Origin of the sequence: Clostridioides sp. ES-S-0048-02 (assembly GCF_020658495.1) — a bacterium.
Classification (GTDB): domain Bacteria; phylum Bacillota; class Clostridia; order Peptostreptococcales; family Peptostreptococcaceae; genus Clostridioides.
Window position 1 is genome coordinate 1 of sequence record NZ_JACVWH010000082.1, and the last position, 361, is coordinate 361.

Genomic DNA, 361 nt, shown 5'->3' on the forward strand with positions numbered 1-361 from the left:
AAGATAAGATTTCCCACCGCAAGGGTAAGACCCCAGAAAGACTATCTGGTTGATAGGTCGAAGGTGTAAGTGCAGCAATGTATTTAGCTTATCGATACTAATAGGTCGAGGACTTGACCAATATTTACTTGATGTTCATTGATTAAAATATATATGTAGTTTTTAGAGTGTTAACTCTATGTATTTAAATTTGTCAATAATTAGAAATTTTTAAGAATTTTATAAGCTTAAAAACGAATAAATAAAGTATTGACATAATAAGACAAATATGTTATTATAATACTTGTCTTAGAAAAAAGATAAATGAAAATTTAGACAATAATCTGGTTATAATAGCAGAGAGGATACACCTGTTCCCATT

At 28.5% G+C, this 361-nt stretch carries 1 rRNA gene; it reads left to right on the plus strand.

The features are described from left to right. A 23S ribosomal RNA gene (locus IC173_RS20500) occupies positions 1 to 121 on the plus strand; the annotation flags it as partial. Positions 122 to 361 lie beyond the last annotated feature (240 nt).